General features: G+C 62.9%; 13 protein-coding genes. 9 read left to right on the top strand and 4 right to left on the bottom strand.

Going from position 1 to position 13,683, the window contains the following annotated elements:
* Positions 1–171: 171 nt before the first annotated feature.
* From NN662_RS19855 to NN662_RS19840, 4 genes are all read left to right on the top strand, one after another.
* Entirely contained in the window at positions 172–978 is an 807-nt protein-coding gene (locus tag NN662_RS19855; RefSeq protein ID WP_261932151.1) for a transporter substrate-binding domain-containing protein, read from the top strand.
* 77 nt (positions 979–1,055) lie between these two features.
* The gene (locus tag NN662_RS19850) at positions 1,056–1,721 is read left to right on the top strand and encodes an amino acid ABC transporter permease (protein WP_261932150.1); all 666 of its coding nucleotides are present in this window, start codon (positions 1,056–1,058) and stop codon (positions 1,719–1,721) included.
* 14 nt (positions 1,722–1,735) lie between these two features.
* Positions 1,736–2,389 carry an amino acid ABC transporter permease gene (locus NN662_RS19845; RefSeq protein WP_261932149.1) on the top strand — a complete coding sequence of 218 codons (654 nt, stop codon included), beginning with the start codon at positions 1,736–1,738 and terminating at the stop codon, positions 2,387–2,389.
* Positions 2,382–3,104 carry an amino acid ABC transporter ATP-binding protein gene (locus NN662_RS19840; RefSeq protein WP_261932148.1) on the top strand — a complete coding sequence of 241 codons (723 nt, stop codon included), beginning with the start codon at positions 2,382–2,384 and terminating at the stop codon, positions 3,102–3,104. Before NN662_RS19845 ends, NN662_RS19840 begins: the two co-directional genes overlap by 8 nt.
* Before the next feature lie 117 nt (positions 3,105–3,221).
* Here the strand turns inward: NN662_RS19840 and NN662_RS19835 are convergent, their stop codons facing one another.
* The 3 genes from NN662_RS19835 to NN662_RS19825 form a co-directional block, all read right to left on the bottom strand.
* Positions 3,222–3,893, bottom strand: a complete 672-nt coding sequence (locus tag NN662_RS19835) for a transglycosylase domain-containing protein (RefSeq protein WP_261932147.1) — start codon at positions 3,891–3,893, stop codon at positions 3,222–3,224.
* A 149-nt stretch (positions 3,894–4,042) separates the two neighbouring features.
* Positions 4,043–5,080: an Ldh family oxidoreductase gene (locus tag NN662_RS19830; RefSeq protein ID WP_261932146.1), complete on the bottom strand. Its 1,038-nt coding sequence runs from the start codon at positions 5,078–5,080 to the stop codon at positions 4,043–4,045.
* Between the two features lie 46 nt (positions 5,081–5,126).
* The gene (locus NN662_RS19825) at positions 5,127–5,768 is read right to left on the bottom strand and encodes a helix-turn-helix domain-containing protein (RefSeq protein ID WP_261932145.1); all 642 of its coding nucleotides are present in this window, start codon (positions 5,766–5,768) and stop codon (positions 5,127–5,129) included.
* A 175-nt stretch (positions 5,769–5,943) separates the two neighbouring features.
* Here NN662_RS19825 and NN662_RS19820 point away from each other — a divergent pair, with 175 nt between their 5' ends.
* The 4 genes from NN662_RS19820 (at position 5,944) to NN662_RS19805 (ending at position 11,005) form a co-directional block, all read left to right on the top strand.
* Positions 5,944–7,635 (top strand): aconitase X, encoded by a 1,692-nt coding sequence (locus NN662_RS19820; protein WP_261932144.1) that lies wholly within the window; start codon positions 5,944–5,946, stop codon positions 7,633–7,635.
* Between the two features lie 60 nt (positions 7,636–7,695).
* Positions 7,696–8,655 (top strand): dihydrodipicolinate synthase family protein, encoded by a 960-nt coding sequence (locus NN662_RS19815; protein ID WP_261932143.1) that lies wholly within the window; start codon positions 7,696–7,698, stop codon positions 8,653–8,655.
* A complete protein-coding gene (locus NN662_RS19810) occupies positions 8,646–9,578 on the top strand; it encodes a proline racemase family protein (RefSeq protein ID WP_261932142.1) in 933 nt (310 codons plus the stop codon). Before NN662_RS19815 ends, NN662_RS19810 begins: the two co-directional genes overlap by 10 nt.
* A 65-nt stretch (positions 9,579–9,643) precedes the next feature.
* Positions 9,644–11,005, top strand: coding sequence for an NAD(P)/FAD-dependent oxidoreductase (locus NN662_RS19805; RefSeq protein ID WP_261932141.1), 1,362 nt, complete (start codon positions 9,644–9,646; stop codon positions 11,003–11,005).
* Here the strand turns inward: NN662_RS19805 and NN662_RS19800 are convergent.
* Entirely contained in the window at positions 10,914–11,948 is a 1,035-nt protein-coding gene (locus NN662_RS19800) for a trans-3-hydroxy-L-proline dehydratase (protein ID WP_261932140.1), read from the bottom strand. The two genes, NN662_RS19805 and NN662_RS19800, sit on opposite strands and share 92 nt — an antisense overlap.
* A gap of 573 nt (positions 11,949–12,521) precedes the next feature.
* Here NN662_RS19800 and NN662_RS19795 point away from each other — a divergent pair.
* Positions 12,522–13,640 carry a glycoside hydrolase family 105 protein gene (locus tag NN662_RS19795; protein ID WP_261932139.1) on the top strand — a complete coding sequence of 373 codons (1,119 nt, stop codon included), beginning with the start codon at positions 12,522–12,524 and terminating at the stop codon, positions 13,638–13,640.
* Positions 13,641–13,683: the final 43 nt, after the last annotated feature.

Genomic DNA, 13,683 nt, shown 5'->3' with positions numbered 1-13,683 from the left:
ATACGTGGCGGGGAAGGGATCGGATCAGGCGCGGCAGTGGCGGACCCCGGCATGTCGACCTGCCGGAGATTTTTTCTTTAGGTCCAGAATTTTTCTTATATGAAAAAATTTAGTTGCGAGAAATAAAATTTGCCTCTACGGTCTCCTCAACCAACAAGGGGAGTAACGCAGATGCAGAAGACACTTTGGGCCACAGCCTTGATCGCAGCGGTGGGTTTCGCCGGTGCCGCAAAGGCCGATAAACTGGATGACATCATTGCCTCGGGCACGCTTCGCTGCGCCGTGGTTCTCGACTTCCCGCCGATGGGACAGCGCAATGCCAACAACGAGCCGGAAGGCTTCGACGTTGATTATTGCAACGACCTCGCCAAGGTGCTGGGCGTCAAGGCCGAGATCGTCGAAACGCCGTTCCCGGAACGCATTCCCGCCCTGATGTCGGGCCGCGTCGATGTCGGCGTCGCCTCGACCTCCGATACGCTGGAGCGCGCCAAGACCGTCGGCTTCACCATTCCCTACTTCGCATTCGAAATGGCTGTTACCGCCAACGACAAGTCGGGCATCAAGTCCTATGAGGACATGAAGGGTCACACCGTCGGCGCCGTGGCCGGCACCTATGAGGCGATCGCGCTCGAAAAGCAGATCAACGAATGGGGCTCCGGCACCTTCCGTCCGTACCAGACCCAGGCCGACGTCTTCCTGGCGCTCAGCCAGGGACAGCTCGAAGCAACCGTGTCGACCTCGACTGTGGCGCAGGCCAACGTCAAGACCGGCAACTATCCGGGCATCTCGGTCGTCGGCAAGGCGCCGTTCGATACCGACTACGTTGCGCTGTTCACCAACCGCAACGAATACGGCCTGATCAACTACCTCAACCTGTTCGTCAACCAGCAGATTCGTACCGGCCGTTACAAGGAACTGTATGAAAAGTGGGTTGGCGGCGAAGTTCCCTCCCTGCTCGTTCCGAACGCCTATCGCTAATCGGACGCACGACGTATGATCGGCGCGGATACGTCCGCGCCGATTTGCGTCCGCATCCCTTCTGGTAGGAAACGCTCATGTTCGGATACACCTTCCAATGGAACCAGGCCTTCGCCCGGCTTCCGAAAATGCTGGACGGCGCGGTGGTCACGATCGAGGTGGCGGTGCTGTCGATGCTGATCGGCATTGCTTTCGCCATTCTCCTGACCGTGTTTCGCCTGTCCGGATCCCGCCCGCTCAAGGCCGTCGCCACCAGCTGGGTCGAAATTGCCCGCAACACGCCGGCGCTTTTCCAGATTTACATGGCGCATTTCGGCATTGCCAGTTTCGGCATTCATTTCAGCCCATTCGTGTCGCTGCTGATCGGCATCACCTTCAACAATGCCGGTTATCTGGCTGAGAATTTCCGCGGCGCGTTGAAAGCGATCCCGGACACACAGACACGGGCCGGGCGGTCGCTTGGCATGTCGCAGCTGCAGGCCTTCCGCTACATTATCCTGCCGCAGATGCTGCGCATTTCCTTCCTGCCGATGACCAACCAGATGGTCTGGGCGGTGCTGATGACTTCGCTCGGCGTCACCGTCGGCATGAATTCCGACCTTTACGGCGTCACACAGGACCTGAACGCACTGACCTTCCGGACCTTCGAGCTTTTCGCCATCGCCGGTGTGATGTTCTACATCATCACCAAGATCATCACGCTGAGCGCCCGCCTGATCGCCGCGCGCCTGTTCCGCTACTAAGGGGCGGCGCGACCATGTTCGATACCGCTCTGTCCTCCTCCGATCTCGTCTTCCTCGCCAAGGGCGCCGGCATGACGCTGATCGTCACCGCGATCTCGGTCGTCATCGGAACCCTGCTCGGCATCCTGTTCGGCATTCTGCGCGTGCAACTCGGTGCCGTCGCTTCGGCGCCGCTGACGTTCTTCCTTGATATCTTCCGCTCCGTCCCGCTCTTGATCCAGCTGGTGCTCGCCAATGCCTTCATGGGCGTGGTGTTGCGCCTGCAGCTTTCGGGATTTGCGGTGGCCTGCATGGTGCTGTCGCTCTACACCGCCGCCTATTGCGCAGAAATCGTGCGCGGCGGCATCGACGCCGTGCCGTCCACCACGCGCCGTGCGGCGCGCTCGCTCGGCATGAGCTGGGGGCAGGACATGCGCTATATCGTGCTGCCGCTCGCCACCCGCGTGGCGCTGCCGTCATGGATCGGTCTGGCGCTCGGCGTCATGAAGGATTCGGCACTCGTCTACGTGGTTCAGGTCACCGAACTGCTGAAGTCGACCCAGATCCTGATCACCCGCCTGCAGGAGCCGCTGTTCCTGCTCATGATCTGCGGCGCCTTCTACTTCATCATCAGCTTCCCGCTTGCCCGTTTCGGCGGCTATCTCGAAAAAAGGTGGTCCAATGATTGAGATCCAGAACGTCCACAAGTCCTTTGGTCCACTGGAGGTTCTCAAGGGCATCAACCTGACCGTCGAGAAGGGCGAGGTCGTCACGGTCATCGGCGGCTCCGGATCGGGCAAGTCGACGTTGCTCACCTGCATCAACGGGCTCGAGCCGATCGACTCCGGCAAAATCCTCGTCGACGGCACCGAGGTGCATGCGAAATCGACCAATCTCAACAAGCTTCGCCAGAAGATCGGCATCGTGTTTCAGCAGTGGAACGCCTTTCCGCATCTGACGGTGCTGGAAAATGTCACGCTGGCGCCGCGTAAGGTGCTCGGTATGGGCAAGGCGGAAGCGGAAGCCATTGCCGAGGAGCAGTTGAAGCATGTCGGTCTCGCCGACAAGCTGACGACCTATCCATCGCGCCTGTCAGGCGGCCAGCAGCAGCGCATGGCGATTGCCCGCGCGCTCGCCATGTCGCCCGACTACATGCTGTTCGACGAAGTGACCTCGGCGCTCGACCCGCAGCTCGTCGGCGAAGTGCTGGAAACGCTGAAAATGCTCGCCGAGGAAGGCATGACGATGATCTGCGTCACGCATGAAATGGCCTTTGCCCGCGACGTGTCCAACCGCGTCGCCTATTTCCACAAGGGCGTGATGGCCGAGATCGGCACGCCCGACCAGATCTTCGGCGACCCCCAGCATCCGGAAACGAAGACGTTCCTCGCTAGCGTGCGCTGAGGCGAGAAATAAGGCGTTCCGTGCTGTGAATGGCGTGCGCCTGTTGCGTGGCAGGCCGGTCGAGAGCGGAGTGTGCGGTGCCAAGCGTCAGTTTCGTTTCGCCGGGCGTTCGGAGGTCTAGCTCTCCGGCACCTGGTGGCATCCTTCGAGCCATACGTCGCCATGGCCCGCAGGTTTGCATTCGCCTGACACCAGGCGTTCGATCCGGCCGATACGTTCTTCAAGAGCGGGATCGGCCTCGGTCAGCGTATACGAGCCGGGGGCAATCAGCACGGCCACCAGCCTGATGAAGTCGGCGTCGCTGAGCTTGACGGGTTGTTGCCGATAGATGGCGAGACTCGCAGAATAGAAGCCTTTCATCCATCCGTCCGGGCCTTTTCCCATCTCCAGTGTATCGAGCCAAAGGGCTAGGATCTGCTCCTTCGACAGACGGCTCTCGAGGCCGAGTGCATAGCCCGTCTGCCGAATTTTTCCGACACCCGGACGGAATTCCTTGAAAGCGAGGCGTTTGGAAAGCGACTGCGTTATCGTCGTCGCACCTGCACCGGGAGTGGAAAAATCGACGCCGTGATGGTTGGCAAAATCGGGGTCCTGAACGGCCAGCAATATTGCGAGATGATCCGCTCCAAGCGCGTTTCCTCCCATTCCCCGGCCTATCAATGCATCCGCTTGCTGACGCAAGCGGGGAGCGTCAGCGAGGGCGTCCCAGTACCCCTTCGCGCCATAAAGGGTGGCGGCAACAAGCACGCAGCCCAACAAGAGGCCGGCGATTTTCAAGATGCGCTTCATCAAATCCCAATCTGAATCACTCGTCTCATGGTTGCGCCAATAAGACACCTTTGATTGCAGCGGAAATTTGACCTTCTCGATCGAGGCAATCCGAAATCGTTCGCGTCGACCTGACTGGGCGTGCGACGTCGCCGGATACGGCTACACCGTCACCCCGCGACGGCAGCGAGGCCGAGGCTCTCGAAGCGATCGAGCTGCGCCATTTCGGCGTCGCTGAGCGTGATCCCGTCCTGCATGGCCTTGCGGCGGGCCTCGAAGCGGCGCTGCGAGGGCAGGCGGGCGCCTTGCGCGCCGATCGCCGTCAGGAGCTTTTCGCCTTCGGTGATCGGATCGCGGCCGCTGCGGGCGGCAAAGGTTTGCGGATCGAGGGCCAGCACCAGTGCGCCGTGGCGCGGCAGAAGGGCCGTGCCACCCATGAAGTCGAGCGCTTCCTTGCTCATGAACTCGCCCAGCATCGCTCCCGACAGAAGCTCGACCATGGTCGAGATTGCGGAGCCTTTGTGCCCGCCAAAGGTCAGCATGGCGCCGTCGAGGGCCGCTTCCGGATCGGTGGTCGGGTTGCCGTCGCGATCGACGGCCCAGCCTTCGGGGATCGGCGTGCCGGCTCGGCGGTGCAGTTCGATCTCGCCGCGGGCGGCGACGCTGGTGGCAAAATCGAAGACATAGGGGTGTTCGCCGGGACGCGGCCAGCCGAAGGCGATCGGATTGGTGCCGAGAAGCGGCTCCTTGCCGCCGGCAGGTGCGACGAAGGAATAGCTTGGGCACATCGACAGCGACGCGAGCCCGTCTTCGGCCAGGGCCTCGACATCGTGCCAGAGCGCGGAGAAATGCAGGCAGTCCCGGATGACCAGCGCGGCAAGGCCATTGGCGCGGGCGCGCTCGACCAGCGCATCCCTGGCGGCGTAGAAGGCCGGATTGGAGAAGCCGCCCCTGGCATCGACCTCGATGATGGATTTGCCGGTATCATGGATCTCGGGGACGGCCAGCGGCTCGACCTTTCCGGCGGCGATCACGCGCAGGCAGCCCTCGATGCGATAGATGCCGTGCGACTTGCAATGATCACGCTCGCCGGCCGCAATGACACGGGCCACCGCCTCGGCGCTTTCACGCCGTACGCCGGCGCGCTCGAAGATCGTCTCGATACGCGAAAGCAGGGCATCGTAGGAAATGATATTCGGCTCGGCCATGCTTGGGCGGTCTCCTTGTTCGGGGCTTTGACGGGCGGGCGAGGGGCTATTTGTCGACGTCGATATAGGTGCAGGCCCAGAAGACCTTGGCCTCTGCATCGTCCACCGAGCGCAGGCCGTGTTTCAGCGTGCTGTCGAAATAGGCGCAGTCGCCGGGCTCCAGGATCACGGGCTTGTAGTGCTCGACGACCAGTTCGATGCGGCCGCTCAGAACGTAGAGCGTTTCCTCGCCGTCGTGCGATTCGAGCTGTTCGGGCTTCAGTGGCGCGCGCTGTTCGACGCGGGTGACGAGCGGAATGATCTTCTTTTCGGCGAGCGCATTGCAGAGCACTTCGTATTCGAAGCGCTTGGAGCGCACCTTGCGGCCCTGGCCGGCCCTGGTCACCGTCATGCGCGTCGTCTGATGCGGCTCGTGGTCGGAGGAAAACAGCCGTTCCATGCCGATGTCATAGGCGCGGGCAATCCGCACGAGATTCTCATAGCTTGGCGATACGCGGCCGTTCTCGATCTTGTGGATCGTCGACAGCGCCAGCCCGGTCCGCTGGGCGGCAACCTCGAGCGTGAAGCCACAGGACTGGCGGACGGCTTTCATGCGGCTGCCGAGATCGGAGCGCAGCTGGAGGCGCTCTGTCTCCCAGTCGTCATTGGCCACATCGGCGTCTTCATGGGCGAATGAAGATTTTTCCATTTGTGTCATATTTTTCTTTTCTTACCAATCGTGATCGTTTATGCATATTTTTGTGCGATGGCGCAACATTAGCAATCGCATAACAGCAAAGATAATCAAAAAGTCACACATTTCACCGCCAATCCCCCGGCAAAACAAGGCGAAATGATCGGCTTTCGACAGGCGAGAGTGAAACATGGCGACGGCGATCGTGCCAGCTTGCGCGCAGGGCGACCTTCTTGTCTGCGAGGAGGGGCTGAGCGTATGGGGCGGCGTCAACCCATCCACGGGCGCCATCATCGACGCACACCACCCGCAATATGGACGCTCGCTCGCAGGCCATATCGTCATGATGCCGACCAGCCGCGGATCCTGCACCGGAAGCGGCGTGCTTCTCGGTCTTGCCTTTGCCGGAAACGCGCCGCGCGCACTGATCTTTCGGGAGAGCGAAGATATCCTGACACTCGGCGCGCTGGTTGCCGGCCGGCTCTTCGGCCACGAGATTGCCGTCCTGCGCCTGAGTGCCGTCGAATATGATGCACTGGCCCGCGAGACGTCCGCCGAGATCACCGCCACCGCGATCAATGCCGGCGGCAAGACCTGGCCGCTCGCACCGGTCTCCTCGGGCGAGACGCTGGACCTCAACGCGTCCGACCGCACGTTCCTGGCGGGCGAGCACGGCGAAGCGGCACGGCTTGCCATGGATATCATCGTCACGATGGCGGCGGCGCAGGGCGCGCCCCGCCTGATCGATGTCAGCCGCGTTCACATCGACGGCTGCATCTATGCGAGCCCCGCCTTCCTGACTTTCGCCCGCGCGATGGCCGACAAGGGCGGGCGGGTGCGCGTCCCCACCACGATGAACGCGATTTCCGTGGATCATGCCAACTGGCGCGCCCAGGACGTCGACGAGGCGTTCGGTGCTCCGGCGGCCCAGCTTGCCGACGCCTATGTCGAAATGGGCGCGCGACCGAGCTTCACCTGCGCGCCATACCTGCTGCCCGATGGTCCCAAAACGGGCGAGGACATCGCCTGGGCCGAAAGCAACGCCGTCATCTATGCCAACAGCATTCTCGGAGCGCGCACTGCAAAGCACGCCGATTTCATGGATCTCTGCATCGCCTTGACGGGCAGGGCGGCTGAGGCCGGCGTCTATCTTCCCGAAAACCGGGCTCCCCGCCGCATCATCGACGTCGCGATGCCGGCAGATGCCGACGACACCTTCTGGCCGATGCTCGGCTGGCTGGTCGGCCAGAAGGCTCCGGATCGCATCCCGCTCATTCGCGGGCTGGAAACGACGAAGCCGTCGCAGGACGACCTAAAGGCGCTCTGCGCGGCCTATGGCACCACCTCTGCCTCACCTATGCTGCATATTGCCGGCATCACGCCCGAAGCGGACCTGGCGCCGACGCCGGATGCCGACCATGTGACGATCGAGCCGAAGGATTTCGCCGGGCTCTGGCGCGAATTCAACCGCGGTGCCGACGACGTCGATCTCGTGGCGCTCGGTAGTCCGCATTTCTCCGCCGCAGAATGCGCGGCCTTCGCACGGCTCATGGATGGCAGGCATGTGGCCGGCGGCGTGACCGCCATCGCCACGATCGGCCGGGGCACGCTGGCGGAGATCGACGCCAACGGCGTGAAGGCCCGGCTCGAAGCCGCCGGCGTGAAGATCATCCCCGATCTCTGCTGGTGCTCGATTTCCGAACCGGTCTTCCCGCCCGAGACGAAAGTGCTGATGACCAATTCCGGCAAATACGCCCACTACGCGCCTGGCCTGAGCAACCGCGCCGTCCGCTTCGGCTCGCTTGCGCAATGCGCCGACACGGCCTGCAGCGGCAAGGCGCCGGTCGAGCCTCCCGCCTGGATCGCGGCGCTGGCGACCTGAACGATTGACGGGGCGGCGTCTCGCGACCCCTGACACAAGAACAACGAACGGAGCTACCCAATGAAGAAAGACGTGTATCTCGGCACAATCCCGGCACTCCTGACCCCGTGCACCGCCGACCGCCAGCCCGACTTTGATGCGCTGGTGCGCAAGGGCAAGGAAATGATTGCCGCCGGCATGAGCGGCGTCGTCTATTGCGGCTCCTGCGGCGACTGGCCGCTCCTGACGGACGAACAGCGCATGGAAGGCGTCGAGCGCCTGACCAAGGCCGGCGTGCCGGTAGTCGTCGGAACGGGTGCGATCAACACGAAATCGGCCGTCGCTCACGCCGCCCACGCCCAGAAGGTCGGTGCGGCCGGCCTGATGGTCATCCCCCGCGTATTGTCGCGCGGCCTCTCGGTCGATGCGCAGCGCAATCACTTCAAGGCGATCCTCTCCGCCGCTCCGGACGTGCCGGCGATCATCTACAACAGCCCCTATTACGGCTATTCCACCAAGGCGGACCTGTTCTTCGCCCTGCGCGCCGAACACAAGAACCTCGTAGGCTTCAAGGAATTCGGCGGCAAGGCCGATCTCAGCTACGCGGCCGAGCACATCACCTCGCAGGACGATGACGTCATCCTGATGGTCGGCGTCGACACTGAGGTCTATCACGGCTTCGTCAAGTGCGGTGCCGTCGGCACGATCACCGGCATCGGCACGATCTTCCCGAAGGAATCGCTGCTGCAGGTGGCGCTGTCGAAGCGCGCTGCGGAAGGCGATGTCGAGGCGGACCTGCGCGCCCGCGAGCTGGCCGATGCCTTCTCGGTGCTCGCCAAGTTCGACGAAGGCGTCGATCTCGTGCTTTACTTCAAGCACATGATGACGCTGAAGGGCGAAAAGGAATACGAACTCAACATCAACGAGACCGACAAGCTCTCGCCGTCGCAGGCCGGCTTCTGCGAGGCGCAGTTCCACCAGTTCAACCGGTGGTTCGCAAACTGGTCCAAGCAGGGCGGAGTGATCGCTGAATGCATGTGATCGACAGCCATACCGGCGGAGAGCCCACCCGGGTGATCCTCGATGGCGGCCCGGATCTGGGATCCGGGCCATTGGCCGAGCGTGCCGCACGGCTGGCGGGCGAATATCGCGATTTCTACCGCTCGGTCATCCTTGAGCCGCGCGGGCAGGTCGCCATGGTCTGCGCCCTGCTGGTGCCGCCGGTCGATCCCACCTGCGTGACGGGTGTCATCTACTTTGATGCCGAGGCGGTGCTCGGTATGTGTGGCCACGGCACCATCGGGCTTGCCGCAACGCTCTTCTACATGGGGCGCATCGGCACCGGCCAGCACCGGATCGAAACACCGGTCGGCATCGTCACGGTCGAGGTTCACGACGCCAACACGGTGACGGTCACCAATATCGAAAGCCGCCGCACCCATCAGGGCGTTTCGGTCGAGATCGAGGGCATCGGCACGGTCACCGGCGACATCGCCTATGGCGGCAACTGCTTCTTTCTTGTCGATCCGAGCCCGATCCCGGTGACGTCGTCGAATATCCGTCAGCTGACCGACGTGACGGTCGCCGTGCGCGAGGCGTTGATCGCCAAGGGTCTCGGCTGCCAGCCGGGCATGCCGGTCGACCATGTGATCTTCTATGGTGCGGCCGAGACGAGCGACGGTCACAGCCGCAACTTCGTGCTCTGCCCCGACGATGCCTATGACCGCTCGCCCTGCGGCACGGGCTGCTCGGCGCGCCTTGCCTGCCTTGCCGCCGACGGCAAGCTGGCCGAGGGCGAGGAGATCATTCAGGAAAGCATCATCGGAAGCACCTATCGGCTCTCCTATCGCAAGGGCCCGACCGGCGGCGTCATTCCGTCGATCACCGGCGAGGCCTATGTGATGGCGGAAAGCAAGCTGATCTTCCTGCCGCAGGATCCCTTTCGGGAAGGGATCGTCCTGTAGCATCATCCTTCTCCCCGCGCGTCCTGTGCGGGGATTTTCACATTCAAGACAGACCGAGATCCGTCATGGCACATTCGACCCAACCAGACATCCTCGTCATCGGCGCAGGCATTATCGGCGTGACCGCCGCGCTTGCACTTCAGGGCGAGGGGCATCGGGTGCGTCTTCTCGATCGCAAGGGTATCGCCGCCGAAACGTCGCGCGGCAATGCGGGTGCCTTCGCCTTTGCCGAGGTGGAGCCGCTTGCGACGCCGGGGATCATGCGCAAGGCGCCGAAATGGCTTCTCGATCCGCTCGGGCCGCTGTCGCTCCGCCCGGCCTATGCGGCGAAGATCATGCCCTGGATGTTCCATTTCTGGCGTGCCACATCGAAGTCTCGTTACGAGGCGGGTGTCAGCGCGCAGTCGAGCCTGATGAAGCTGTCGCAACAGGCGCTGGAGCGCCTGATCGTCAGGGTCAACGGCGAGCCCCTGATGCGCCGCGAGGGTCAGCTTCAGGTGTATGAAAGCCAGGCCCAGTTCGAAGCCTCAAAGCCGGCCTGGGCGCAGCGCCGCCGCCATGGCGTCAATTTCGAGCTTCTCCAGAGCCCGGAGGCGATTGCCGAGATCCAGCCTGGGCTCAGCCCGCGTTTCACCCATGCCGGCTTTACGCCGGACTGGCTGAACACGGTCGATCCGGCGCTCTGGACGCAGCACCTGGCGGACAGTTTCGTCAGCATGGGCGGCGATATCGAAATTGCCGACGTGCGGTCGATCGTGCCGCGTGAATACGCGGTCGAGGTCGTCACCGCCAACGGCACGATCCGGGCCGGCCAGGTGGTGATCGCGGCAGGCGCCTGGTCGCATCAGCTTGCGCGGATGCTCGGCGATCGGATCCCGCTCGAAACCGAGCGCGGCTACAACACGACCTTCCCGACGGCGAGCGTCGACGTGCGCACGCATATCACCTTCAGTAACCACGGCTTCGTTATCAGCCGGATCGGCGAGGGGCTGCGGGTTGGCGGCGCCGTCGAGCTTGGCGGGCTGGACCTCCCACCGAACTACAAGCGCGCCGAAATTCTTGTGCGCAAGGCGTGTGAATTCCTGCCGGGGTTCGATCCGGAAGGCGGGACGCAGTGGATGGGCTTCCGTCCGTCGCTGCCGGACAGCCTTCCGGTCATCGCCCGCGCACCGAAGGCCGACCGGGTGATCTATGCCTTCGGGCACGGCCATCTCGGCCTGACACAGGCAGCCGGCACCGCCGAGCTCGTCGCCGCGCTCGCCGCACGGCGGCAGCCCGGCATTTCGCTGGCTCCCTTCGATCCGGGCCGTTTCCGAGAAATCCGCCGCCGTCCGTTCAGCCGAACAGACGCGGCCAGGTGTCCGATATCCGGTAGCCCTCCGGCCATGGGTCGGAAGGGTCGAGCATGTGCTGGTGCGTGCCGGTGATCCAGGCGCGGCCGCTGATCTCGGGACGGATGGCTTGCCTGCCGCCGACCTCGACCGTGCCCAAAATCCGTCCATGAAATTCCGAACCGATGATCGAGATGCCGGTGAAGCGGTCGTCCGGGCCCATTTCGCCGCGCGCATGCAAGATGGCCATGCGCGCCGAAACCGCCGTGCCGGTCGGTGAACGGTCGAGCTTGCCCGGCTGGATCGCGACGACGGACTGGGCGGTGAGCCGATTGCCCTCACGCGTGATCGGACCGGCAAACAGGCAGAAGGAATGATGCGTCCAGTCCGGCTTGTCGGGATGCTCGAAACGGTACTTGGCATTGGCGGCGTTGGTGATGCGGATGCCGAGCTCGGCGATCTCGCGGGCCTTGTCGGCCACCAGATCGACGCCGAGCGCCACAGGGTCGACGACGACGAAGCTGTCGCCGCCGAAGGCGGTATCGACGGTGATGGTTCCGAGGCTAGGCACGTCGAGCGGCACGCCAAGCCGCGTGGCGAATGAGGGCAGGTTTTCGACATAGATGCGCTCGGCCTTGCCGTTGGCGCATTCCGCCCGCACCCGCACCAGTCCGCCCGGCGCTTCCAGCACCATTTCGGTCACCGGCTCCTGCATCGGGATGATGCCGCTGTCGAGCAGAACGGTGGAAACGCAGATCGAATTCGATCCGGACATCGGCGGCGTATCCTCCGGCTCCATGATGATCCAGGCGGCCTGCGCGTCCGGATGCTTCGGCGGCACCAGCAGATTGACGTGGCGAAACACGCCGCCGCGCGGCTCGTTCAGGACGAAGTTGCGCAGCACCTCGTCCTTGGCGATCCAGTTGCGCTGCTCCCAGATCGTCTCGCCCGGCGGCGGCGCGACGCCGCCGACGATCACATCGCCGACCTCGCCTTCGGCATGGCAGGAAACGACGTGAATGACCTTTGTGCTGCGCATCTGACGCACCTTTCGCTGTCTGTTGCCGTGGTGGACTCCATGGCCGCCTGCTCACGTGTTGTGACACGGACTCGTAGTCCATTTTCACTCTGGAGTTCGGCCCAGGCATTGGCAAGCGGGCAGACGGTTTTGGATCGGCCCGCCGGTGGAATATCCGGTGCTTTCCGGCATGCCGTTTCGGCAAGTGTATCCCAAGGGTTGCGGCGCATGCCTACCGGTCTCGCTGACTGATTGTGGCAATACATGTCTAAGGGGCGCGGCTTCCCGTCGCATCAATCGGGATGAGTGGTTGGCGTAGGCTACCGAAGCCCGCGTTCGTGCGGGAAAATTTCATTTGCCGGAAAGCAGAGGGATTTCTGAATTTATAGAAATATTATCAGCTATTTAATCATGTTTTCCGGTGCTGTGGATCTGTCCGGTCTCGAGTGGGCATTCGCTACGGGATTCGAATGGATCATGAAAAAATTATCATACAAGTTTTGAAAATTTGCGTTGAAATGATCATATAAGTGTGATTGCCTGTGCTCGCGAAATTGCACGTCATACAAGAACTTCGCGGGAGGGACGCACGGGATGCATCCGTTGCTGGCGCAGAAAGACCATCTGATTGAGCGGGACGCCGTCTGCGGCCTGATCGAGCGGCTGATCGACAATCTGGTCGGTATCGAGGATGAAACCGGGGAGTTTCTGCTGCGGCTGGACGATGGCCGCGTGATCGACACCAAGGGCTGGGGCGGCTGGGAATGGACCCACGGCGTCGGCCTCTACGGCCTTTACAAATATTGGCAGATCACCGGCAGCCAGAAGGCAATGACGACCATCCTCGACTGGTTCGAAGCCCGTTTCGAGGAAGGGGCGCCAACCAAGAACATCAACACCGTGGCGCCCTTCCTGACACTCGCGCATCTCTACGAGAAGACGCCCGACCCGCGCTGGTTTGTCTATCTGGACACCTGGGCCGAATGGGTGATGCATGAGATGCCGAGAACCCGGCATGGCGGCCTGCAGCATATCGTCTACAACAGCGTCAACGACCAGCAGATGTGGGACGACTCACTGATGATGTGTGTCCTGCCGCTCGCCAAGATCGGTCTCGTGCTCGGGCGCCCGGACTATGTCGAGGAAGCCAAGTACCAGTTCCTGATCCATGCCCAGTATCTCTGCGACGGTCCCACCGGACTGTGGTTCCATGGCTGGACGTTCGGCGGCGATCACAATTTCGCCCGTGCCCGCTGGGCCCGCGGCAACAGCTGGATCACCATCGCCATTCCCGAGTTCATCGAGCTTCTCGACCTGAAGGAGCGCGATCCGTTGCGCCGGCATTTGCTGGCACTGCTGGCGCGCCAGGCGGCAAGTCTCAGGCGGCATCAGGACGATAGCGGCCTGTGGCACACGCTGGTCGACGACCCGGGAAGCTATCTGGAAGCCTCGGCGACGGCCGGGTTTGCCTACGGGCTCATGAAGGGCGTTCGCAAGCGCTACCTCGGCTCGGAATACGGGGCGGTGGCTGAGCGCGCGATGAAGGGCGTCATCGACAATATCAGCCCCGCCGGCGAACTCATGCAGGTCTCGTTCGGCACAGCGATGGGACACGATCTTGATTTTTACAGGCAGATCAAGCGCACGGCCATGCCCTATGGGCAGGCCATGGCGATGCTCTGTCTGGCGGAGCTTTTGCGCGGTTACGTCTGAGGGCGAACCGGCGGCTGATCGCGGGCGAGGAGGCCCGCGGTCG

Source organism: Rhizobium sp. NRK18, assembly GCF_024385575.1.
Lineage (GTDB): Bacteria > Pseudomonadota > Alphaproteobacteria > Rhizobiales > Rhizobiaceae > JANFMV01.
Note: the sequence above shows the minus strand (reverse complement) of the source record. Positions and strands in the feature narration are given on the sequence as shown.

Coding starts and splice junctions, on each gene's coding strand:
- NN662_RS19800 (WP_261932140.1), bottom strand. CDS start 11,948: ATGCGCAGCACAAAGGTCATTCACGTCGTTTCCTGCCATGCCGAAGGC.
- NN662_RS19840 (WP_261932148.1), top strand. CDS start 2,382: ATGATTGAGATCCAGAACGTCCACAAGTCCTTTGGTCCACTGGAGGTT.
- NN662_RS19855 (WP_261932151.1), top strand. CDS start 172: ATGCAGAAGACACTTTGGGCCACAGCCTTGATCGCAGCGGTGGGTTTC.
- NN662_RS19820 (WP_261932144.1), top strand. CDS start 5,944: ATGGCGACGGCGATCGTGCCAGCTTGCGCGCAGGGCGACCTTCTTGTC.
- NN662_RS19795 (WP_261932139.1), top strand. CDS start 12,522: ATGCATCCGTTGCTGGCGCAGAAAGACCATCTGATTGAGCGGGACGCC.
- NN662_RS19805 (WP_261932141.1), top strand. CDS start 9,644: ATGGCACATTCGACCCAACCAGACATCCTCGTCATCGGCGCAGGCATT.
- NN662_RS19810 (WP_261932142.1), top strand. CDS start 8,646: ATGCATGTGATCGACAGCCATACCGGCGGAGAGCCCACCCGGGTGATC.
- NN662_RS19815 (WP_261932143.1), top strand. CDS start 7,696: ATGAAGAAAGACGTGTATCTCGGCACAATCCCGGCACTCCTGACCCCG.
- NN662_RS19825 (WP_261932145.1), bottom strand. CDS start 5,768: ATGGAAAAATCTTCATTCGCCCATGAAGACGCCGATGTGGCCAATGAC.
- NN662_RS19850 (WP_261932150.1), top strand. CDS start 1,056: ATGTTCGGATACACCTTCCAATGGAACCAGGCCTTCGCCCGGCTTCCG.
- NN662_RS19845 (WP_261932149.1), top strand. CDS start 1,736: ATGTTCGATACCGCTCTGTCCTCCTCCGATCTCGTCTTCCTCGCCAAG.
- NN662_RS19830 (WP_261932146.1), bottom strand. CDS start 5,080: ATGGCCGAGCCGAATATCATTTCCTACGATGCCCTGCTTTCGCGTATC.
- NN662_RS19835 (WP_261932147.1), bottom strand. CDS start 3,893: ATGAAGCGCATCTTGAAAATCGCCGGCCTCTTGTTGGGCTGCGTGCTT.